The following is a 21,309-nucleotide window of genomic DNA, read 5'->3' on the forward strand; positions in this document are numbered from 1 at the left end:
GCGGAACCTGCACAGTTCAGGCCGCTAAAGCGTAAGCTTCAGCGGGGGTCTTCATGTTCAGTGCCTGATGTGGGCGCTGCTGGTTGTAGAACTGTATCCAGTCCCCCAGCACACGGCTGGCGTGCTACAGGGATTCGAACCGGTGCCGGTGGGCACATTGCTCCTTGATCGTACGGATGACCCGCTCGACCATTCCGTTCTGCTCAGGACTGTGTGGAGTGATGAACTCCTGCTGCAGTCCGTAGCTTCTGACCAGACTGGTATAGCTGCGGCTGGTGAACACCAGGCCATTGTCCGAGCGCAGCAGGAAGGGGCGTAAGTGGTCGGTCCTGAACAACCCGTCTCACCCCCTGATACCCAGTGTCTGACCCCGGGAACCACCCTGCAGAAATTGCAGGATTTGCGATCATAGGGGCTCGTTTTCTTGCAATTTCTCCGGGGTCTTCATGGGTCCAAAGCCATCACAACCACAGACTGGCGAGCTGTTCGGGTATCCGCTGCGCGATCACCTGAACCTGAAGCATCCGCTGATCCTGCTGGGCGACCGGATCCAGTGGGAGCGCATCGATGAACTGGTGGCGGACCAGTTCAAGTCCCGTACGGGGCGGCCCGCCACGTCCCCTCGTTTGATTGCGGGGCTGCTGTATCTGCAGCACGCCTTCGATCTGTCCGATGAGGAAGTGGTGGCAACCTGGGTGGAGAACCCGTACTGGCAGGTCTTCACCGGGGAGATCTACCTGCAGACCAGACCGCCGATTGATCCGTCCAGCCTGACGCGCTGGCGCAAAAGGCTGGGCGAGGCTGGCGTGGAAGAGATGCTGTCTTTGACGCTGGTTCTGGCGCAGGAGCTTGGCATGCTCAAGGAATCCAGCTTCAAGACGGTGATCGTGGATACGACCGTCATGCCGAAAGCGATTGCGCATCCAACGGATTCCCGGCTTCTGGAGCGTACCAGACAGCATCTGGTCAAGGCCGCCAGGGCGCGTGGCCTGAAGCTGCGGCAGAGCTACAGTCGTGTAGCCCCTCAGCTGGCGAGGCAGGTGGGCCGCCATGCGCATGCGAGACAGTTCAAGCGGATGCGAAATGTGCTCGGCAAGCTGCGCAAACGGGTCGGGCGTATCTGGCGGGATATCGACCGGCAACGAGAGCAGGTGACCGGTCCATTGCGTCAATGGCTTGATGACCTGATGGCACGGGCCGAACGGATTCTGATGCAGCAACCGAAAGACAAAAACAAGCTGTACGCCTTGCATGCGCAGGAGGTGGAGTGCATCAGCAAGGGCAAGGCCCGAAATCCCTACGAGTTCGGTGTCAAGGTCTCGATCACCACGACGCACAGGGAAGGTTTCGTTGTGGGCGCAAGATCGATGCCGGGCCGGCCGTACGACGGCCACACCCTGTACGAAGCACTGGAGCAAGCGTCGATTGTGGGAGATTGCCGTATCGACACTGCCGTTGTGGACAAGGGCTATCGCGGTGCTGACGTGCCGGGCGTGAGAATCCTGCGATCAGGACAGAGGCGAGGCGTGACGCGCGGGATCAGGGCGATGATCAGACGCCGCAGTGCCATCGAACCGACGATAGGCCACATGAAGACCGATGGCAAACTTGACCGAAACTGGCTCAAGGGGGCATTGGGAGATGCACTTCACGCAGTGCTGTGCGGTGCCGGACACAACATCCGGCTGCTGCTGCGTCGGCTGCAGCGCCGGCTGCGGCGTTTTTGTGCCTTTATTTTGCTGTCGATTCTGGCCTGTGTACGGCTGATGCTGCCGGATCGGTCAGAAATAACGTTGTAGACGGCAGAGCGGCACCAACCCGGTCCTGTCCAGTCTCTCAGTCGTTCCGTTCAGCAACAGGCTGACGTGCGGATTCTGGGTTGTTCAGGACTGACTAAGTGATTCACAAAACCATTGATCAGGCCCGGATCTCTTCCTCCACCAGCTCCAGTGCCGACAGATTCCACGGCAGCAGTGCCTTGTAGTCATTTGCCGTCTTCGCATACGGCAGCCGCTGCAGCACATGATTTATATGCCAAGTCTTCTTTCACTTCTACTGAAACTCTGGACACTTGGAAATTGGAAACGGTGTTGCCTTTCGCCTTCGATGTATCAAACAACGCGAGGTTCATTCCATCACTAACTGAGCTTCTGTAGACTACGCCATCGAAGCCGCATTTTTTTATAAATTCACATAAATATTGGCTTGGGATATAATCTATTGCTGCGCCTGATGGCAATACTGGGCGAGTTAATTCATCTCCGAGTCTTTCCAGAAAAGGTAAATCTGCTCGGAGCTGAGCAATCTCCGTTGAGTTTTCTAACAAAAATGGAGAAACAGTTTCTCGTGGACTACGTAGATCCACTACTCGAATTTCCGGTACGATAAAATCGGCCACACAGACAATTTCTCCTGTATGCGGTCTTATCTCAGCTACGGCTGTTTCAGGTTTGGATCCCAAATAAAGGTATGGAATGCCAGCAGGATTCGCTCTCCCATGTGATGATCTTCGCTTTGGAGGTGCACCCATATTACCAATTGAAAAATTAATTTCCTCAGTTTGAATTCTGGCTCTATACCATGTATTTGGTAATTGTGGTGAGGCGACAAATAACATATCCAGGAGTTCACTTAAGCGATCGAGGTCTATTTGCTTTTCTAAAAACCAGCGGTTTCTATACATCATTTCATCTCGTAGCTCATCCCATTTTCCGAGCCCTCCAACTATTTGCTTGGAAGAAAACGAGAATTTTCTACGAACGATATCTCCGTTATCAAGAATATCAGATAGCAAGTCTTTTGCATGGGAAATACTAATAGTCTTGAAAATGCTCCAGTCCTCCTTTATATGTTCTACAAGAAGCTTTCCATCGTTGCTCGGTGCATAAATGCCAATCACTAATTCAAAATAATTTGCGAGTTTTCTTGGTTCTACGATAATAGTTTTCCTTGCTCCGCAAAAGTCACAATCCCCTTTTTCCTCACTAAGAAAAGGGAATATCTGATCACGAAGACCCTTGTCACCAAAGCATTCTGGGCAGCAATTTCTGACCATTATCTACTCGCTTTTAGGTATACGGAAATTGTTTCAATGTGATGTTTCATAGATAGTTTTTTTATGTAGCCCAATCCAGGAAAATGACCATTTTCATGGAGCAAACGGAACTCCTTGATTGCCTCTGTTTCTATTATATGTGAAGAGTTGCTGTTCAGTTTTTTAATTAATTTTCCAAGGGCCTGACTAAATTTTCCAGCGGGATCTGTCGGCGTATCCCTCGTGTCGGAAACAAAATGATATATATACATAACATCATCCTTTGACGGATCAATGAATGTGATGTGAAGCGCTACCGCATAGGCAGGCCCGCCGCTTTCGCTATAGGCGTTTCCCACAGTTAAAAAGTCTCCAAATCCATCCATTCCTAATTCTTTATAGGTGACATGGAGGTCCGAAAACTCTTCGAGTGTAGGGTAGTCTGCATTACGTTGACGTTTAAATCCGTCTCGTAATAATATTCGTTTATGACCATTGAAGTGTTTTCTATAAAGAAGTTTTGCGTGTTCTTCTATGAATGTATTTGATACGCATGACATACCCTCGTCTATCATTGAAGACAATTTTTTGGGATCAGTAAAGCCTGAGTGGATGAATACTGTGTCATGATCCGGACATTGATCCTTGATTTTTAAAATATCATCAATTTTCATGTCGCTATGCAGCATGATTCCAGCAAATATAGTGCCGGAAGTGTCTGGGCTCGATTTTAGGAAGTCTGTAATAACAGATGCATCTTCGTGATGATCACCGTAAAATGGATTTATGACAACAACCGCTTTCCCGTTGGCTTTTTTTATTGCATCTACGGATTTTTTTAACCCGGCAAGAGATTCTCGGACGGGTTCGATAATAGGGGTGAAATTATTTTCTGCAAGCATTTTTGCCGTTTCGCGGATTGTGACTAGCTCGAATTGTTTTCCACGGAAATATGGATGGTACATAGATTATCTCCAAGTCATGGCCATGTGCAGGGGCGTGTTTACGGCAGCAATGAGTCTTGTCTGATCTGATTGTCGCAGAGTCACGGACAATGCTGCACTCTGTAAGGACACTGGTAGATGATCGATGAAATTTGTCTGGTTTGCAAGGCTTCTCGTTTGTTTTAGTGTCCTTACCATTTCTTTATGTGCCATATAAGGGTCTAATGTTGTGAAAATGCGACGTAGTTCATGGTGTCTTTTAGTGTTTGGGAGGGTTGGGGTCTCAATGCCCATCTTTTGTAGGATTGCTATTTGTTCATCATTTCGCAGTGAATCAAATATTGCTCCGGAATTTATTGCGTCCAAAGATTCCTTCGATGTGCGAACGGATGTTATTTGATATCTATTCGAGAGTCTCAATAATCCTATGTTGTCTGGGACCGTGTTTAATACTTCCTTCATGTGTTCTTCGTTGGTTATAATGTTTATTTTTGTGAAGACTTTTCTGTAGTTTTCTATCTGATGCAGTAGGCGCGATAAAGAATCGCGCTCTGATTTTATTTCATAGACGGTCGCTGTGCTGTTTAATATAATAATGTCTGCCTTGCATGAGCCCGTTCGAAACTCAGTTATCATTGAAGCTGTACGCAAGGAGTGTCTTCCGGTTAGAATTTTTTGTACGATTGCTGATTTGTATATGTATTCGCTACGGTTTCCTGGTATCATTAAAATTTTAAATGCTGAATCGAGGGCGTTTCGAACCGTTGAGCTTGTGTTTACATGGTCTAATATTGGGCTCTCTTCTAATAGACGACGGAATAAGCCCGATCTCCCCTTTTTTGCCATCTCTTTCAAAACGGTCGCCGAAAACATTCTACTCATCGCCGATATTTGCGATTTGCTGTAGCGTTTCATATATTATTTTGGGTGTTGTGAAGCTTTATATGATTGGGCCTAATGCGTCTTATGTGGTGGTGGTTTTATGGCCTTTCCCTTCCGCCGTTTCTCAATAGCTTCCGGTTAGCATCTTGTCTGATGCCATGATGCAGGCTCAAGCATCAACGCTACGGTTGCAGTTATTTTCGCCTGAAGGTCATCAATGCTTTTTTTGGGAATGCTGGTCAGAGGAATACTCAGATTGGACGGAATCATCAGCATTTCGGCCAACGGTTTGTCGGCCATTCTTGCGGCTGTACGGGAGGAAATGGTCCCGCTCTTCAAGAGGCTCGCTGCCAAGACAACCCCGACATCGGACAGGTTGGGCAATCCCAGTCCTTCAAGATTCACTAGCATGGATTGAGGGCGATCCCGGCTGGGAACGATCGCCACGTCCTCCTGTCGTGCGGGTACAAGAGCAGCACTCCGGTTTGACTTGAGTTGACGTATATTGACAGTCTGCATGGCTGATCAGCTTCATCTTCCTACGGTATAAGGTAATACTCTAGCAGGGCTGGGTCACGAAGGGAAGTTCCTTTCAGGGGCTTGCAACAAACAGACCACCTCTACCCCCATGTCATCTTGATCTTCACCTGCCGCCACCCAATCACCTCCCCCGTCTCCGACGCTGCCAGCCCGCCCGCACTCAGCAGGATCAGCACGGCATCCCGGCCGGACCCAGCCCGCAGAATGGCCGGCACATCCCAGCTGTGCAGGAAGTAGACACGAGGCCGGTGATGTGGTGCCAGCGCATTCAGCCCTCTCGATAGGGTGAATGTGAGCCTGTGCGGTAGCGCCCCCGAAACCGCCAGCGCTAGATGCCCACGAACACGCCGGTCACGGCTACCACCGTGCAGGCGGTGAGGCGCCATTCGCCTCACTCGATGGGCCATCGGGTGTCAGACGAAAGCCACGGGCGGCGTTTACGCCAGCGCTCGCTCCACAGCCGCCTCGCAATGCACCAGCGTCGTGTCGAACACCGGCACGCTCACGTTCCCCGCGTTGAGTAGCATGCCCACCTCCGTGCAGCCCAGAATCAGGCAATCTGCCCCGCGGTCTACCAGCCGGCCGGCAATGCCCCGGTAGGCTTGCTCGCTCTCCGGCTTCACCACCTCCCTGCACAGTTCCTCGTAGATGATCCGGTGCGTCTCTGCCCGGTCGGCCGCATCGGGAATGACCGGTTCGAGCCCGGCGGCCCGGAGCCGGGCGGTGTAGAAGTCCTGCTCCATGGTGAAGGCGGTGGCCATCAGTCCGGGTCGTTTCAGGCCCTGCCGGTTGATGGCGGCCGCGGTGGCGTCGGCTATGTGCAGCAGTGGGATGCCGACGCCCTGCATCATCTGGTCCGCCACCTTGTGCATGGTGTTGGTGGCCAGCACGATGAAGTCGGCGCCGCCGCGTTCCAGGGCCAGGGCTTCGCGGTTCAGAATCCTGCCGGCGCCGTCCCAGTCGCCGGCCGCCTGGGCGGCTTCGATGATTGCAAAGTCCAGCGAGCGGATCAGCAGTTCGGGGGAGTGCAGTCCGCCCAGCCGTTCGCGCACGAGGCGGCAGAGTTCGCGATAGTAGGTCTGGGTGGAGGCGGCCGACATGCCGCCGAGGATGCCGATGGTTTTCATGGAGTCTCCCTGTTGATGTTCCACGGTGCAGCCGGCGGGCACCATGCCTGATGCTCATGCAGTGGGCTTGACTACCCATGCTTCGGCCGCGGCCATTTCCGCCTGAAGGTCTTCAATGCTTTCTTCCGGAGTTCCGGTCAGGGGAATGCCCAGACTGGACAATATCATCAGCATCTCGGCCAGGGGGTTGCCGGCCATTCTGGCGGCCGTGCTGGCAGAGATGGTTCCGCTCCTGAACAGGCTTGCGGCCAAGGCCACCGTGGTCTTGTGTTGCGTCGTCCGTCGTTCGTTCTCTGCGTTCATCAATGTGCCCATCATGGTGCTCTCTTCGTTACGATAACACCTTCAGGTCACACCATGTGCTGCGTACACCCATGGAGGTAACGCGATGCGTTCATTCGATATCCTCGAGCTACACGGGCGTTCCGAAGACATCGTACGGGAGGTGGAGCAGGGCAGGCTGTCGATGGTCACACGACATGGGCAACCCCTGTTCGTCAGTGTGCCGTTTACGGAAGCGCTGCTGCAGGCGGGGGTTCATACGACCCTTGCGTTGGGCCTGTTCCGTCAGGGGGACATCTCGTCGGGCCGTGCTGCCAGGCTGGCAGGAATGACGCGTCCGGAGTTCCTCGACTATGCAAGTAGCATGGGCGTCCCCGTGGTGGACTACGACCCCGCCGAGCTGGATGAGGAGCTGGCGGCATTCGATGCCATGGTGACAGGGGAAGCACCATGGGTGAACACCTGCGCGAGGTCGAGGGGGCAGCGTTAGCCGTTGCAGCGCAATATCCAGTCTCTGATCAGCCGTGCAGCAGGTCGATGCTCTTCGGATCGACACGGTAGAAGAATTTACCGGTTTCGCCGTTGTTCAGGGCGCTTCGGTCATCTTCCATGTACATGCCTCCGCCGGTGAATCGCACGCCGTGCTTCCAGTCTTCCTGCAGCGTCCAGGTGGTGCATGTCAATCTGTTCGGGCAGGCTAACCAGCGTGGGGTGTGGGCACGGAACAGGATGGTGTTCGGACGAAGTTCCGTCAGGATTACCCCACAAACCCCGCGCTGACCGATTCCAGATATCCGATGGCGTCTTCTGTCCTGCCTTCTCTGACCAGCTGCAGCAGCGTCTTGTGCCGGAAGCAGGGGATGGACTGGTTCCTGATGAGAGACACGGCTTGCTGCGCATCAGGCTGAATCGGGGTTGCGGCCGACAGCACCCGCTTGAGGTTTCCCGCGAGATCTTTGGCCTCGGGCCATGGCAGGTCGAATGCGGCTGCAACTGCTTCCGGAGAGGGCGCAATGGCATCGGTTCTGACGTTCATCCCTGCATGATAGCGTGGCCGCCAGTTACTCCATTTGCTACCCCCGCGCCACCTTGACCTTCACCCGCCGCCACCCAATCACCACCCCCGTCACCGACACCGCCAGCCCGCCCGCACTCAGCAGGATCAGCACGGCATCCCGCCCGGACCCGGTCCGCAGAATGGCCGGTACATCCCAGCTGTGCAGGAAGTAGAACAGCCATCGCCGGTTGCGCTGGGCCGCATTCATGCTGTCGGCCATCTGGCCTGTGCGCAGGTCGATGTACACACGGGTGTTTTCCGCATCCCCGTAGTCGATCCGCAGGGCGGGCAGGCCGTGCACTTCGGCGCCGTTCATGGCTTCCGGGTGGCGCTGGTAGTAGTAGGCGTCATACTGGCCCAGCACTTCGCTGCCGGTGGCTGGCTCGGCAAACAGGTGGCGTGCCGCGGGCATCACGTCGTCGGGCTTCCAGCGATCCTGCACGGCCAGCTGGCCGTCCGGGGTGGCCCTCACCAGCTGCGTCCGCGCCTGTCCGTCCAGGGCCAGCACATAGGTTTCACCGCCCAGCCGGTGCCATTGCAGTTCCACCGGCCGGAAGTCTGTCTGCTGCAGGGCTTCGATGATGCGGGCGGGCTGTTTCAGCGTGTCGGCCATTGGCTCCGCCTTGCCCCGGTAGGCGGCCTCGTCCGGTTCCTTCTGCGCGGGCGGGAAGAGGCCGTATGGGCTCATCGACATCAGGCCACTGAATATCCACGTGCAGACGAACAGGCTGAACGCGAGGCCGGTGATGTGGTGCCAGCGCATCCAGCCCTCCCGATAGGGGGAATGCGAGCCTGTGCGGTAGCGCCCCCGAAACCGCCAGCGCCAGATGCCCACGAACACGCCGGTCACGGCCACCACCGTGCAGGCGGTGGAGAGCACGATCACCACCCACGACCAGACGGGGTCCTTCGGCTGGTTGCGGAACATGTACAGCCAGTGCAGCCAGGCGCCGGCGTAGTTCCACAGTTGCTGGTAACGGGGGGCGTCCAGCACTACCTGTCCGGTGGCCGACGAGATGTAGAGCCGGCCCGGTTCGTCGCCCTCCAGTTCCACCACGTGCAGTGGCCGGTGGGGGTTGAGGCTGCGCGAATGGGTCCAGCGGTCTTCGTCGATGGTGCCGGCGTACTGCAGCGATGCACCCGGTGCGAAGACGTGTGCTTCCGCCAGCGCCTCCTTCGGCGCGATGGCGGGTGTACTGGTGGGGGTACTGGCTGGCGTGGTGGCTGGTGCGCTGGTTTGGGCCTCCCCATCCTCCCACACGTAGCGGGGCTGGCCGCCAATGGAGGTCAGCACCAGCCGGGCATCGGCGGGCGAAATGCCGCCGGGCAGGCTGCCGGCGGGCTGATGGCCAGCGGGGCGGCCGTCAGTGGACGGGTGGCCAATGGACGGGTCGTCGGTGGGCGGCTGGCTAATCGGCCGGTCAGCGGACAGGCTGTCGATGGGCCGGCAGCACGCTGTCGTGCCCAGTGCCGGCAGCGGTGCCAGCCGCTCCCAGGGTGTGAGCTTGGGGTAGCCGGTGAACAGCATGACCACGCCGCTGATGAACCACAGCACCATCAGCACGCAGCCGCCAACACCCATCCAGCGGTGAATGAGGTAGACATATCTTTTCATCTGGGTTCCTGCGCGCATGGCTGGTCTCCCGTTGCCGGTTTCGTTTCTGCGGCTGGTGTCGTCTTCGCTGCCGGCTTCATGCCTGTCGCCGGCCCTGGTCCTGTCATGGCTGGTTCGTCATGTCCGGTTTATCCATTCCTGCCTGGCCGGCACTCAGAACCGGTGGCTCAGCGTCAGTTCGAAGCGCCGGCCCGGCCCGTAGAACCACTGGGTGTCGTGGTAGTAGGCGGTGGTGAAGTACGCCCGGTCGGTGACGTTGTAGACGCGTGCGGTGAGGTCGGTGTCCGGGTTCATGGCCCAGCGCAGGGCCAGGTCCGCGGTGGTGTAGGCGGGCAGTGTCAGGGTGTCGGCATTGTTGGCGTAGCGTTTTGCCACATGGCGCAGGCCGGCCATGGCAGTCCACCGGGGCTGGAAGTTCCAGCTCACCCACAGGTTGGCCAGGCGCTCCGGCACGTTGGGCGGTACCTTGCCGTTGCGGGAAACGGTGACGCCGTCGTCGTCCTGTTCGGTGAAGTCATCGAAGCGGGCGCGCAGTACGGTGGCGTTGGCCTCCACCCGCCAGTTCCGGGCAACGTTCAGGGCCAGCGTGCCTTCGATGCCGCGTGCAGAGCGTTTGCCCACCTGTACGCTGCGTTCGGGGTCGAGCGGGTCCTGGGTGAGCATGTGGGTCTTGCGGAGGTGGTATGCGGCCAGTGTCCATTCGCCGCGTCCGTTCCAGAATGCCTGCTTGAGGCCGATCTCGATCTGCCGGCCCCGGGTCATGTCGAAGTTTTCGCTGCCGGGCCGCAGCCACATCAGGCCGCTGACGGGTTCGGCCGCTTTCGAATACTGGGCGTACAGCGACAGGTCCGGCGTGACTTCCCGGACGGCCCCCAGGTGCCAGCCTGTGTCGTGATAGGTGCGGCTGAACTGGCGCTGGCCGGATATCAGATCGTCACGCCGAACCCTGGCATGGTCGTAGTGCAGCCCGCCCACCACCGACCAGCCGGGGCTGGGCACGAGGCGGTCTTCCACGAACAGTGCGTACTGGTCCACGGTACTGCGCCAGCGCGGGATGAACGGAATGTCGCTCTGGAAGTAGCCGGGTTCCGGGTTGAACACGTCGACGGACCCGGGGTTGCCGGTGTAGTTGTTGTTGGTGTGGTGGAAGCTGCCGTGATTGACATCGAAGCCCACCGACAGTGTGTTGTCCAGCCCGGCCAGTTGACCTTTGAGGGTGGCGTCGGTGGTGAGGCCCGTCTGTTTCTGGTCCTGGCGGATCTGTGTGGCGCGTGTGCGGTCCACCAGGCCGGTGTCGGGGTTGTAGTCGTAGTTGTCGGCGTTGCGCCAGTCGCGGTGGCTGCCGGTGTGGTAGAGGCGCGAGCGAACCTTCAGGGCGTCACCGGGTGTCCAGGTGGCGGCCAGCTCGGTCCAGCGGTCATGAAAGCGCACGAAGGTGTCCTGCACATCGTAATTCCGCTCGCGCAGGGCATCCAGCTGGCGTCCGTCGATGAGGGGCGTGCCGAAGTAGCGCATGGGCCGCCGGGAGCCGTAGGCGTGGCTGAGCTTCAGGCTGAGGTCCGGGGTGGCCTGGTACTGCAGGGCACCTGAGAAGGTGGAGTCCCGGCTGTTGCCGCGGTCCACCCAGCCGTCGCTGTGGTTGCCGCTCACATCGAGCCGGTAGGAGAGCCGGTCGGTCAGCGCCCCGCCACTGCCCAGCCCCAGGCGCTGTGTGTTCTTCGTGCCCAGCGTGGCCTGCACTTCGTTGCGGATGGGGCCCTGTGTGGGTTTTTTGGGCACCACGTTGATCACGCCGCCAATGCCGCCCTCGCCGCGGGTGACCGAGGCTGGGCCGCGCAGTACCTCGATGCGTTCGACGGACCAGGTGTCGAACGGAAAGGAGATGCTGGAGCCGCCATACTGCCGCAGGCCATCGTAGAGCTGCATCACCGATGAAGCGCCGTCGAAGCCACGTGCCGACAGGTCGCTCATGCCGTTGGCGGGGTGCGGTGTGGCGCTGATGCCGGTGGCCTGTGCAACGGCGTCGTTTATGGTGGCATCACCACGTTCTTCCAGCTGCCGGCGGTTGATGCCTTCCACGCTGGCCGGCGTCTGCATGGGCGTGAGATTCAGGCTGGAACCCGCGGTGACGGGCACGGTGAGCAGGGGGCTTTGTTCGCCCTTGACCACGACGGGCGGGAGGGTTGAGGAGGCGGCGCAGGAGGGTAGAGGGATGCTGGCCAGCCCGGCGGCCAGCGGGAGGATGGTGAGGAGCGGGGCAGGAGAACGCGAAGCACATGGCGGGCGAGAGAAACGCCGCGAGAGGCAGGCACCAGAAGGCATGGATGGGTCTCCAGAATGGTTGTGTCGATGCAGGGCGGGCGGACCACTGGATCAATTCCGTTTGCTGCCTCGGGCTGTTTTCTGCGGCCCTGCCGCCTTGTCCTGCACGCCCAAAGGGAGGACGAATGGGTCCATGACACGCGCTGTCCAGCGCATTTTCTGTGGTGCCTTCATGCAGGTCGATAATATCCATCCGAATTTGTCGGATTAATAATTGATATATATTAAAATATAAGGTGTTGTTTGATGGTTGATAATGTAGGTTGCTGGTTGCTGGTTGCTGGTTGCTGGTTGCTGGTTGCTGGTTGCTGGTTGCTGGCTGCTGGCCAGAGGCTTCGGACTTCTGGATGCCGAAACGGTCAGGCGATATGCCGCGGGCACGCCGGAACAGTTGGATCACCCGACCGACACCCTGCTGGCGGCAGGTCCGCTGGTGGAGGTGTTCCGGCTGCAGTGAATGGCTGAGGGATGCTGGCGGCAGCACCCATGGCCTGTTTCAGATGGGCGTTGGGTTGGAATGAGGCGTCCAATGCTTCAAGGAAGCGCTGGGACTCCTTTGCAGACAGGGTGACGATGGAGTCCCCTGTGACGGTGGTGACGATGTTGCCCGGCGCGATATCGTGCATGGCTTTCTCCCTGTCCTGCTGGCGCCTTGACCAGAATTTGGATTGATTGTATATATCGTAGCATGGCTACGACAAGTGACAGAAAACTAAATTCTCTCTACACCCATTTCCTGCCCGGCACCCCGCTGACGTCCGCAGACCTCTCCAGTCGTGGCATCTCCGCCGATCTGGCCGTCTACTACGTTCGGTCGGGCTGGCTCGTACGCCTTGCGCGCGGTATTTACTGCCGCCCGAACGACCCGCCCGCGCTGTATCCCAGCCTTCGGCTCCTTCAGCGCCGGCTGGATGGTCTGCATGTGGGCGGCAAATCCGCGCTGGACTGGTATGGAATCAGGCAGTATGTTGCCCGGCAGCCAGTGCTCAGCCTGTATGGTTGGGTAGCAGGACGACTGCCAGACTGGTTCACCGAACGCTTTCCGGCCACCTACCACCAGAAACGTCTGTTCGATGAGCAGGCAGACACCCTGTTGCATGTGGGGCCGTTCGGGGAGCAGGAAGGGGCGCCGCAGGTCTCGTCGCCGGAAAGGGCGCTGCTGGAGCTGTTGAGTGAGGTTGGTACCCATCAGCCCTTGCAGGAGGCGAGGGAGCTTGTCGAGAGTGCCTTCAATCTGCGTGCCGATGTGCTGCAGGCGCTGCTGCAATGCTGTCGCAGCGTGAAGACCGTCCGGTTGTGCCTGCAGCTGGGGCGCGAAGTCTCTGCTCCCTGGGTTGGGCGGCTGGATGTGGGCATGTTGCCGATGGGCAGCGAGCGTGCCTGGGTTTCCCGTTCCTCTGATGGCCTGCTGGTGCTCAAACCATGAGCATGAATCCGCTTTATCTCGATACCGCGCGGCTGCTGACGCAGGTTGCGCCGCATGTTTTTGTGGACGACACCTTTGCACTGAAGGGTGGCACGGCCATCAACCTGTTCCTGCGTGACATGCCACGCCTGTCGGTCGATCTTGATCTGGTGTTTCCTGATTGCACGCTGCCCCGTGCCGAAGCGCTCGAAGGCATCAGTGAGGGTATCCGGCAGGCAGCAGAACGCCTGCGCCGACGCGGGTTCCAGACACATGCGCCCGTGTCGGGAGCAGGAGAGACGAAGCTGCTCGTGCGTCGTGGGGCCATTCAGGTCAAGGTGGAAGTCAATGTGGTCATGCGTGGTACGGTGCTGCCGGTGCGCCGCATATCACTTCGGCCGGCTGCGCGTGATGTGCTGATGGCCGATCTGGAGCTGCCCGTGCTGTCGCTGGAGGATTTGTATGGTGGCAAGCTGGTGGCAGCGCTGGACCGGCAGCATCCGCGTGATCTGTTCGATGTGATGCAGCTGCTGGCGCACGAGGGCATCACACCCGGCATTCGGCGTGCGTTTGTGGTCTATCTCTGCTGTGGCAACCGGCCGATCCATGAGATTCTGTTTGCGCCGCCAAGGGATATTCAGTATGACTATACGTACAACTTTCGGGGCATGACAGCCGAACCTGTTTCGCTGGAGGCGTTGATGTCCGCACGAACGCAAATGATGGATGTGCTTCGGCAGGGGCTGGATGACGATGAGCGCCAGTTCTTGATGTCGGTGGTTACAGCCGAGCCGGACTGGTCACTGCTCGGCATTGAACATCTGGCGCAGCTGCCGGGCATTCGCTGGAAGCTGCAGAACCTGGCGCAATTGCGCAGGGCCGATCGAAGAAAGTTTGCTGCCCAGGCAGAACAGCTTTCCCGGTTGCTGGCAAGGTGACGGTATGTGGCGGCGAACGGACCGGGCCTATCAGCGCCTGACTCTGTACGGCCATACCCCGGCCGTTCCCTCTCACGAATAAGCCTATCCCGTATCAGTTATTTCCATTTGTAGCAAAATGACGGGGCTATCCTCCAACCCCTGTTGCGCCCGGCGCTCTGACCGGGTGTTCCATCATGATGTCCCTTCCTCCCGAGCCCTCCGAAGGGGCCGTTCTGCCCGTGCCCGCCTCTCTCGGTCCGCTGCCTTCCCGCGTCCATGGCGGTTTTCTGCCCACCACGGGTGAACCCGCGCCCCCGCCGACTGCCGATACGAACACGCTGCTGCAGCGCATGCCGCCGCTGGTGCTGGCGGTCTCGCTGGTGATGACGCATGCTGATGTCTGGGCGCAGGGCAATGGCGCTGCAACGATGGTATCAGAAATATCTGTAACAGAGTTTTTGCCGGCTTCTCTCGTTCCTCCTCACGGTTCGGGCGCCCGGACTGCCACCGGGGCCACCGATACCATGGGGTCCGGCGCTGCCTCCGCCACGGCGACCCTCATCGCAGCCACGGATCCGGCCGTATCGTCGCAGTCTGCCGGGTCCGAGGCCCACGCGCTGGGCGAAGTTCGCATCTACGGCACGGTGGAGAAGGACCAGGGCTTTGCTCCCACCCAGGCCGATACGGCGGCCAAGGCACCGGCGCAGCGCCCGCCTGTTGAAGCAGGCCAGCCTGAAGTATGCCCAGGCCCACATCGAAGACTTCGACGCACGAGCCAGCCGGGGGCTGGAACGTGCCCGCTGGATGGCACTTGCCCTGAGTGACTGGGCAACGTCCGGCGCCACCATCATCCTGAGCGGGGCCACGGGGTGCGGCAAGACGTGGCTTGCCTGCGCTCTCGGACAGTATGCCTGTCGCCAGGGACACAGTACGCGGTATCTGCGTCTGCCCAGGCTGGGCGAGGAGCTGGGCCTTGTACGGGCCACAGGCACCTACACCAGGTGGCTTGGCAAGCTGGCAAAGACGCAGGTCCTGATACTGGACGATTGGGGACTGGTGGCGCTGGACGCCCTCTGCCGGGAAGCGCTGATGGAGATCATCGATGACCGGGCCGGCAACAGGGCCACGCTGATCACCAGCCAGTTGCCCGTCGATCACTGGCATGCCTGGATCGATGAGCCGGCGGTGGCCGACGCGATGCTGGATCGTCTGCTGCCACAGGCGCAGCGGATCGTGCTCAAGGGGGAGTCACTGCGCGCTGCACGAACGAAGAAAACGCCTTCATCCGCCAACCAGAGCTGACGCTCTCCCGGAGGTACTGGGGGGGGGCTGGAAGGCCCCCCGGATCAGGCAATCGTACAATTTGCCTGGCAGGCAATGTCTCTGACCACTCGACATCGGTCACGATGACCGGACTGCGCGGTCACGATGCCGGAATCGTCGGTCACGATCATCGGAATACGCACAACAGAGCGCAGCGGATTTCGATGAGGTCATGGCCATCAACCTGAAGGGGGTCTGGCTATGTGCCAAGTACCAGATCGAGGCGTTCCTGGCTCAGGGGGAAGGGGGCGCGATCATCAACACCTCATCCTGGCTGGCACAGGGGGCGCTGGCCGGCTCCTCCATCTATTCCGCTAGCAAGGGGGCACTGGATGCCATGATCCGCGCCCTGGCGCTGGAGTACGGCCGCCAGGGAATCCGCATCAACAACATCTGTCCCGGCATCATCGATACGCCCATGGCACGCAGCAGCGGTGATGTGGCCGCCTATCAGCCCTTCGTCGAACACACGCCCATGAAACGCATGGGGCAGCCTGAGGATATCGGCGACGTGGCCGTGTGGCTGGCCAGTGACGGTGCCCGCTTCATTACGGGTCAGAGCATCTTGGTGGATGGCGGGTACACCATCGGCGGCCTCCGCTGGCAGTGAGGCGATCGTTCCCGGACGGCGAGATTTGCGTCCGGGCAAAGCATGAGATATGTCTTGCCTTTTATATGGCGGTCTTTGCGAGAGCTGGGTTCCGGGGAGGGGATGTACGGAGCCCGGTTTTCGCTCTTGTGGTTCCTGCTGTACTCCGATCTTCCCGCTGAAAGGAAGACCTTGCAGAGGACCATAGAGATGGGTCGGTCGTATGTTCGCAATACCTACTATTATGCGTAGATATTGTCGATTAATCTGGCGTTAAGTTGCTTAGAAACATCTTATTGAGTGTTTTGTGTTTTATCGCTCCATTTTGTACGTTTATAGAAATATTATGAAATAAATTTGTCATATTGTGTCATAATATACGATTTGGTGATGAGATAACATAGTGAAACTGCTATCCCGCCTGCTTTTTGAGGGGTGCCGCTGTGTTGTCGCGTCTTTCCATCATCATTCTGTTGCTTCTGGTTCCTGTTGCCATCGCGCTGCTGTCACAGCAGATAACGCGCACGGTACCTCCGCCCAGGTTGTCTGGAGGCATTATCGAGGTCCGGCTGCGCGATACGGATGATATGTCTGGCCATGGTGCGGATGCGGTGACCGAAATCGGTCTGCCGGATTCCTACATACCCCGCACCATCAAGCACAAATACGACATGGGGCCGGGTGACGAGGCCAGACGTGTGGATGGCGCCAGAAGCAAGGGGGCGGATGGTCTTCATCAGGATGGCATCCACGACGAGCGGCAGAATGGCGTTCGTGAGTGCGGTATGGGACCGGAAACCGAAGCTGGTGAGCCCCATGGCCATCAAAGGCAGGGGACGCCATGAAGTCGAATACCGATGCTCGTCCTCTGGCGATGCCTCTCACGGCGCGCTGGCGCGTCGTGGGCTGGATATTGCTGACAGCCGCATTGATGGTGCTGGCGTTGATCCTGACGGTCCGTTCGATCTTCATTCGGCAGGTGGATCTGGATGCCAATGCAGCCGTCGTCCAGGAGCTGCATGAGTTCAATGCGTTTGCCCGTGAGGCGGTGGACCCTCGTACGCACGGGCCCTTCGACTCGCTGACTGCGCTGATGGAGCGCTACATGGAGCGTCAGACCCCCGATCGGGGTGAGGCTTTCATTGGCGTGACACCCGACGAGGTACTTCTGCTGGATAACGCCTCCAATGATGCGGGCGAGCGGCTGGCTGCAAATCCCAAGCGCCTGAAGGCCTTGTTGGCCAGTCCGCAGAGTTCAGGCATCGAGAGCACGCCCGATGGCCTGATGCGCTGGGGCAAGAGCGTCATTCAGGGCCACGGCAAGCGGGGGGTGTTGCTGGTGACGCAGTTCGTTCAGGCCAATGTTGACAGTGTGCATCGCAACATGCTGATCCTGTTCGGTGTGTCGCTGGCTGGCATGGTGTTGACGGCGTTCATCGCCTGGTTGGTGGCGGGGCAGATCCTGGCGCCGGTACGCCGCTTTGCACGATTGTCCGAACGAATCGGTCCGCTTGATCTGCATACTCGGCTGCCCGAACATGGTAGCAGCGAGCTGACCCGCCTGGCACGGGCGATCAATGGCATGCTGGATCGGCTGGAAAGCTCGTACCGCGAGCAGAGTCACGTGCTGTACGAGGTGCAGCAGCAATTGCAGGGGCAACTGCAGGCGCTGGTACCGTTGCATCGACGGCTGGCCCATGATCCCGCACAGGTGGCTTTGCTGGACGGGCCGACAGGCGAGATGCGTCGTCTGGTTCAGGATCTGGATCTGCTTCTCGAAAGTGGTCGACCGGGGTTTCTGCATTGTCATCCGGTCAGACTGGATGACCTGATCCAGCAGTTGGTCCGGCAGCAGCGCAATCTGCGGCCCGATCGGGACTGGCAGACGGTGGAGACCGTGGATGCCGAAGCCGAGCTGGATCTGCAACGGGTGCTGTTGGCGTTGCACTATCTGGCCAATAATGCGGCGGACAATACCCAGGTGGGAGACAGGATCGGTCTGGGAGCATCCGTTCGCCGTCAGGCCGATGGTGAGGCCATGGCCAGTCTCTGGGTCGTCAATCAGGGGGTGCCGCTCAGCCAGGAACAGGCGCGGGCCGTCTTCGAACCGGTGCCGCATCGTCGTGACGAGCTGGACGAGGGCCATTTGCACATGGGCATGGGGCTCGCTGTGGTAAAGGCACTGGCGCATGCCCATGACGGGTATGCGTGGGTGGAATCGGGTACGGAACGTGGGACGGTGTTTGGTATCGATGTTCCGATGGCCCGTCCTGCAGAGGGTGCCAGCCAGACACTGGTACAGGAATCGGCCATCCAGGCCATGCAGCACGAAAAATGACAGCCCACGCCATGACCAAGGCTGAACGGATCGAGCACACGACGACGGACGATTCTGCTCCGGTGTTCCATCGTACCCACTCGTCATTGAATCTGCCGGACAGGAGGAAATCCGGGGGCAGACGAACGCTTGAGCCAAGCCTGATGGAGCGGGTGGCACAGCGGTTGCGCAACGATTTCTCGGTGCGGCATCTGGCTGCCATAGCGGCTGCCATTGGTGTGGTGGCACTCGTTGTCTGGTGGGTCAATATTGCCGTGGACGGTACGGACGAAGCCAAGGCGTTGAGCACGCAGGGCGCAGTCACCCTCTCGGTCTTTGCCATTGCGGTATGGTTCTGGATCTTCACCGCCATCGATGACACCTATGTCGCGTTGGGGGCGGCAGTCGTGCTGGTGGTGATGGGCGTGTTGCCGGAAAAGACGCTCTTCGATTCTCTGGGTGACGACACTGTCTGGCTGTTGCTCGGTTCGTTCGTCATCGCCGCAGGCATCACGGCTTCCGGGCTTGCCACGAGAGCAGCGGTCTTCATCATTTCCGGGGCGCGAGATGTGCGACAGTTGATGCATCTGAGTGGAGCGGCCCTTGTGGCTACAGCTTTTGCTGTGCCATCGACCTCAGGGCGGGCAGCATTGGCCATGCCGGTGTTCATGGCACTGGCTCCAGTACTGCGCGATCGACCCGCACTGGTCCGGGCGCTGGCGCTGGCCTTCCCTTCGGTCATTCTGCTGTCGGCCGTGGCTTCCTACCTGGGGGCCGGTGCACATCTGATCACCAGTCAGATTCTGGTCGGTCGGGGATACCCGGGCTTCTCGTTCGCCAATTGGATGCTCTATGGCTTGCCATTGGCGGTGGTGTCCAGTGTGGCCTGCGTGGAGCTGGTGCTGGCACTGTTCACATCACGTGAAGATCGCTGTCAGGCGTTGAGCATTTCCGTGAGTGACCTTCAAAGCCACACCGGCATTCCCATCAGTGGCAGGTTCACGCCCGCTCAAGGGAGGGCCGCCTGGCTGGTGGCCGTGGTCATCGTCCTCTGGTGCATGGAGCCGGTCCATGGCATCCACCCCGCCGTCATCGCCCTGGCTGGCGGACTGGCCATGAGCAGCAACAGCCTGGGCGTCGTCAGTCTGGGCAAGGCGCTCAAGTCGGTGCCGTGGTCCTTGCTGATCTTCATGGCGGCTACGCTGGCGCTGGGGTCGGCGCTGGCCAGTTCCGGCGCCGCGGCTTGGGCAGCCGAAGGCATGCTCGGGCCCATTCGCAGTGCTGGCAAGGCGGCTTCGGTCACTTTTGTCGTCGTCATCGTGTTCATTTCCACTGCAGCGCATCTGGTCATTCAGTCACGGTCGGCACGGTCCGCAGTGCTTATTCCTCTGGTGGTATCGCTGGCACCGGAGGTTGGGGTCTCCGCGATGGCTGCTGCGTATGCATCGACGGCGGCTGCAGGTTTCTGTCACACCATGAGCAGTTCGGCCAAACCCATGGCCCTGTTTGCCAGGGTCGAGGATGCTCCCACCTATTCTGCCCAGGATCTGCTGCGGTTGAGCCTGTGGCTGGCGCCACTGAGCGCTGCTCTGGTGCTGTTGTTTGCCTTCGTCGTCTGGCCGCTGAGCGGTATGCCGCTGTTTCGGTGAAAGTGAATGGCAGCAGCCGTTCGTTCGGATCATCCATCAAGGAGGAAGCCAATGCCGATCATCCCCAGGAATATCCTTGTGGCTCCAGCCGGATTCAAGGAGTCGCTGGACGCCGGTACCGTGGCACGCGCCATTTCGGCAGGCGTGCGACGCACCATGCCGGGAGCACGTGTCAAGACTGTTCCTGTGCCCGATGGAGGCGAAGGAACGGCGCATATGCTGGCCGAATCGACAGGAGGGCGCCTGGTGCATCGTACCGTTACCGGTCCTGTAGGACAGCCTGTCGAGTCACATTTCGCCTTGCTCGGCGGCAAGGCACAAGGGGTGGCCGTGGTGGAAATGGCTGCTGCAGCCGGCCTGCGCCTGGTGCCGCGAGACATGCGTGACCCTACCCTCACCACGACCCGGGGTGTGGGAGAATTGATCCATGCCGCGCTGGAGCATGACATCCACACCATCTTGATTGGTTGCGGTGACTCCGGTACCAGTGATGGGGGCCTGGGAGCATTGCAGGCTCTGGGTGTGCGCATTGCCGATGCCCAGGGCAGGGAGGTTGGACATGGTGGTCGCTGTCTGGCGGATGTGGCGACATTGGACATGAGCGGGCTGCCGTCGGCGTTGCGCGATGGAAAGGTGAAGATGGTGATGGCGCTCAACGCACATAACATCCTGACGGGTGAACGCGGCGTGGCGCGGGTCTTCGGCCCCCAGAAAGGAGCTTCTCCACAGCAGGTGGCCGAACTGGAAAGAGGCTTCGACAACTGGGCACGCAAGTTGGCAGAATACGCATTGCCACAGGCTCGGGACATCGATTTTGCCCGCGGTGCGGGTACGGGCGCATCGGGTGGTCTGGGTGCAGGGCTGGCCGCCATCGGGGCGCAGCTGGTGTCTCGCTTCCAGGCACTTCTGGACTCCGGGCTGGCTGGTTTCGACATGAATGCGTTGCTCAAAGGGGCAGACCTGGTCATCACCGCCGAGGGTGCCATCGATTTTCAGACACCCCGTGGCAAGGTTCCTGCCGAAATCGCCCGGCGGGCTGGTGAGCTGGGGGTGCCGGTTGTTGCATTGGCTGGCACGCTTGGCAAGGGGGCCCAGGATGTCTATGACATCGGCATCGATGCCATCGCGTCGATCGTGCCCATTCCGATGAGTCTTGAGCAGGCCATTGAGGCGGGTGAGCGGCTGCTGGTGGAGGCCACGGAGCGTCTGATGCGCACCTTGTTGCTGGGAGTGGCCATGACCGTGCGTAGCACGGATGTCAAGGAAACGGCTGCGGCGTGGTGAGCCAATCCAATGGGGAGGG

General features: G+C 59.2%; 20 protein-coding genes and 1 pseudogene. 10 read left to right on the forward strand and 11 right to left on the reverse strand.

Going from position 1 to position 21,309, the window contains the following annotated elements; all coding sequences use genetic code 11:
• Positions 1–16: 16 nt before the first annotated feature.
• Positions 17–283: pseudogene (locus tag EHV23_RS15955) on the reverse strand (transposase).
• 163 nt (positions 284–446) lie between these two features.
• On the opposite strand from EHV23_RS15955, the gene EHV23_RS04665 reads away from it, so the two are divergent.
• A complete protein-coding gene (locus EHV23_RS04665; RefSeq protein WP_125094916.1) occupies positions 447–1,799 on the forward strand; it encodes an IS5 family transposase in 1,353 nt (450 codons plus the stop codon).
• A gap of 185 nt (positions 1,800–1,984) precedes the next feature.
• Here EHV23_RS04665 and EHV23_RS04670 read toward each other — a convergent pair whose 3' ends face one another.
• The 6 genes from EHV23_RS04670 to EHV23_RS04695 all read right to left on the reverse strand — a co-directional run bounded on the left by EHV23_RS04670 (position 1,985) and on the right by EHV23_RS04695 (position 6,845).
• Positions 1,985–3,055, reverse strand: a complete 1,071-nt coding sequence (locus tag EHV23_RS04670; protein ID WP_203228869.1) for an RES family NAD+ phosphorylase — start codon at positions 3,053–3,055, stop codon at positions 1,985–1,987.
• Positions 3,055–3,999, reverse strand: coding sequence for a sce7725 family protein (locus EHV23_RS04675; RefSeq protein ID WP_125094918.1), 945 nt, complete (start codon positions 3,997–3,999; stop codon positions 3,055–3,057). The genes EHV23_RS04670 and EHV23_RS04675 overlap by 1 nt, the downstream gene beginning before the upstream one ends.
• A gap of 3 nt (positions 4,000–4,002) precedes the next feature.
• Entirely contained in the window at positions 4,003–4,893 is an 891-nt protein-coding gene (locus EHV23_RS04680; protein WP_125094919.1) for a sce7726 family protein, read from the reverse strand.
• 105 nt (positions 4,894–4,998) lie between these two features.
• Positions 4,999–5,307 (reverse strand): hypothetical protein, encoded by a 309-nt coding sequence (locus EHV23_RS04685; RefSeq protein WP_125094920.1) that lies wholly within the window; start codon positions 5,305–5,307, stop codon positions 4,999–5,001.
• A 530-nt stretch (positions 5,308–5,837) separates the two neighbouring features.
• Complete coding sequence (locus tag EHV23_RS04690) at positions 5,838–6,527, reverse strand: aspartate/glutamate racemase family protein (protein ID WP_125094921.1); 690 nt, start codon at positions 6,525–6,527, stop codon at positions 5,838–5,840.
• A gap of 54 nt (positions 6,528–6,581) precedes the next feature.
• Complete coding sequence (locus EHV23_RS04695; protein ID WP_125094922.1) at positions 6,582–6,845, reverse strand: DUF7317 family protein; 264 nt, start codon at positions 6,843–6,845, stop codon at positions 6,582–6,584.
• Between the two features lie 70 nt (positions 6,846–6,915).
• Here EHV23_RS04695 and EHV23_RS04700 point away from each other — a divergent pair, with 70 nt between their 5' ends.
• Positions 6,916–7,299, forward strand: coding sequence for a UPF0175 family protein (locus EHV23_RS04700; protein ID WP_125094923.1), 384 nt, complete (start codon positions 6,916–6,918; stop codon positions 7,297–7,299).
• Between the two features lie 267 nt (positions 7,300–7,566).
• Here EHV23_RS04700 and EHV23_RS04705 read toward each other — a convergent pair whose 3' ends face one another.
• The 4 genes from EHV23_RS04705 to EHV23_RS04725 all read right to left on the reverse strand — a co-directional run bounded on the left by EHV23_RS04705 (position 7,567) and on the right by EHV23_RS04725 (position 12,429).
• Positions 7,567–7,845: a hypothetical protein gene (locus tag EHV23_RS04705; RefSeq protein ID WP_203228870.1), complete on the reverse strand. Its 279-nt coding sequence runs from the start codon at positions 7,843–7,845 to the stop codon at positions 7,567–7,569.
• Between the two features lie 37 nt (positions 7,846–7,882).
• Complete coding sequence (locus EHV23_RS04710) at positions 7,883–9,481, reverse strand: PepSY-associated TM helix domain-containing protein (RefSeq protein WP_238990275.1); 1,599 nt, start codon at positions 9,479–9,481, stop codon at positions 7,883–7,885.
• Positions 9,482–9,634: 153 nt separating this feature from the next.
• Complete coding sequence (locus tag EHV23_RS04715) at positions 9,635–11,803, reverse strand: TonB-dependent receptor (RefSeq protein WP_125094925.1); 2,169 nt, start codon at positions 11,801–11,803, stop codon at positions 9,635–9,637.
• Between the two features lie 359 nt (positions 11,804–12,162).
• Positions 12,163–12,429 (reverse strand): type II toxin -antitoxin system TacA 1-like antitoxin, encoded by a 267-nt coding sequence (locus EHV23_RS04725; RefSeq protein ID WP_125094927.1) that lies wholly within the window; start codon positions 12,427–12,429, stop codon positions 12,163–12,165.
• A gap of 62 nt (positions 12,430–12,491) precedes the next feature.
• Between EHV23_RS04725 and EHV23_RS04730 the strand changes: the two genes are divergently transcribed.
• The 8 genes from EHV23_RS04730 (at position 12,492) to EHV23_RS04765 (ending at position 21,290) form a co-directional block, all read left to right on the forward strand.
• Positions 12,492–13,229 (forward strand): type IV toxin-antitoxin system AbiEi family antitoxin domain-containing protein, encoded by a 738-nt coding sequence (locus EHV23_RS04730; protein WP_125094928.1) that lies wholly within the window; start codon positions 12,492–12,494, stop codon positions 13,227–13,229.
• A gap of 2 nt (positions 13,230–13,231) precedes the next feature.
• Positions 13,232–14,146, forward strand: coding sequence for a nucleotidyl transferase AbiEii/AbiGii toxin family protein (locus EHV23_RS04735; RefSeq protein WP_125094929.1), 915 nt, complete (start codon positions 13,232–13,234; stop codon positions 14,144–14,146).
• Positions 14,147–14,791: 645 nt separating this feature from the next.
• Positions 14,792–15,430 carry an ATP-binding protein gene (locus EHV23_RS04740; protein WP_275265081.1) on the forward strand — a complete coding sequence of 213 codons (639 nt, stop codon included), beginning with the start codon at positions 14,792–14,794 and terminating at the stop codon, positions 15,428–15,430.
• A gap of 94 nt (positions 15,431–15,524) precedes the next feature.
• On the forward strand, positions 15,525–16,061 hold the full coding sequence (locus EHV23_RS04745; RefSeq protein ID WP_275265094.1) for an SDR family NAD(P)-dependent oxidoreductase: 537 nt from the start codon (positions 15,525–15,527) through the stop codon (positions 16,059–16,061).
• Between the two features lie 425 nt (positions 16,062–16,486).
• The gene (locus EHV23_RS04750; protein ID WP_125094932.1) at positions 16,487–16,885 is read left to right on the forward strand and encodes a hypothetical protein; all 399 of its coding nucleotides are present in this window, start codon (positions 16,487–16,489) and stop codon (positions 16,883–16,885) included.
• Entirely contained in the window at positions 16,882–18,378 is a 1,497-nt protein-coding gene (locus EHV23_RS04755; protein ID WP_125094933.1) for a HAMP domain-containing protein, read from the forward strand. The genes EHV23_RS04750 and EHV23_RS04755 overlap by 4 nt, the downstream gene beginning before the upstream one ends.
• An 11-nt stretch (positions 18,379–18,389) precedes the next feature.
• Positions 18,390–20,006 carry an SLC13 family permease gene (locus tag EHV23_RS04760; protein ID WP_238990276.1) on the forward strand — a complete coding sequence of 539 codons (1,617 nt, stop codon included), beginning with the start codon at positions 18,390–18,392 and terminating at the stop codon, positions 20,004–20,006.
• Between the two features lie 78 nt (positions 20,007–20,084).
• Positions 20,085–21,290, forward strand: a complete 1,206-nt coding sequence (locus tag EHV23_RS04765; RefSeq protein ID WP_238990277.1) for a glycerate kinase family protein — start codon at positions 20,085–20,087, stop codon at positions 21,288–21,290.
• The last annotated feature ends 19 nt before the right edge of the window (positions 21,291–21,309 follow it).

Source organism: Lautropia dentalis (assembly GCF_003892345.1).
In the GTDB taxonomy this organism is placed as follows: Bacteria; Pseudomonadota; Gammaproteobacteria; order Burkholderiales; family Burkholderiaceae_E; genus Lautropia; species Lautropia dentalis.